Below are 893 nucleotides of genomic sequence, written 5' to 3' on the forward strand. Positions count from 1 at the left end.
GATTAGCCGTGGCGCTGATTTAGAACACCTCAGCGAGTTAGACCAAAAATTATGGACAGTGTTGAACTGTCCTACCTTAGGTTTAGAATTTGATGCTGCCACAACTTCGTTATTAGATACCGATAACGATGGTCAGATTCGGGTACCTGAGTTAATTGCGGCGGTACGCTGGTGCTGTGCTCGGCTGGTGGATAGCAACTTGATGTTTGCTGAACCAGGTGTGCCGTTAACTGCATTAAAGACCGACGATGCCGAGGGTGCTGCCTTGTACGCGGCAGCTCAGCGCGTGCTGACCTACTTAGATAAACCCAACGATGCTGCTCTGACGGTGCAAGATTTTCTTGATACCACCAAACTTTATGCTGCCGACCATTTTAATGGTGATGGTGTGGTGGCGCCTCAATTGGCGCAAGATCCGCAACTACAGCAATTGATCCAAGACATCATCGATTGTTTAGGTGGCGTTGCCGATCGCAGTGGCAGCCAGGGCGTGAACCAAAGTTTGCTCGAGCAGTTTTTTCAGCAAGCAGCAGCTATTGTGGATTGGCAACGAGCAGGTGACGCCGATGATTCGCAACTATGGCCGTTAGGAGCTGAAACCCCAGCGGCGGTAGCAGCACTGGAACGGGTGCAAGCCAAAGTGGATGACTATTTTGTGCGCTGTCAGTTGGCCGCTTTTGATCAGCGCGCTGCTGCTTCGTTAAATCCTGATACCGGCGTGTACGGTAGTTTAAGTAACCGCGCTATTGCTACTTTAGATACAGAATTGGCGGCCCTGCCCTTGGCCACCATTGATGCTGCCGCAGCATTGCCATTGCAAACAGGAGTAAACCCAGCTTGGGCTGATGCCATGCAACAACTACTGACCCAAGTGGTCGAGCCGCTATTAGGTA

The 893-nt window shown here is 51.2% G+C and carries 1 protein-coding gene; it reads left to right on the forward strand.

The window, feature by feature from the left end:
- The coding region (locus AOG28_RS18485; RefSeq protein WP_200906841.1) for a hypothetical protein at positions 1–893 on the forward strand (893 nt) is incomplete at both ends.

It is taken from the genome of Cobetia sp. UCD-24C (assembly GCF_001306765.1).
GTDB classification, from domain to species: Bacteria; Pseudomonadota; Gammaproteobacteria; order Pseudomonadales; family Halomonadaceae; genus Cobetia; species Cobetia amphilecti.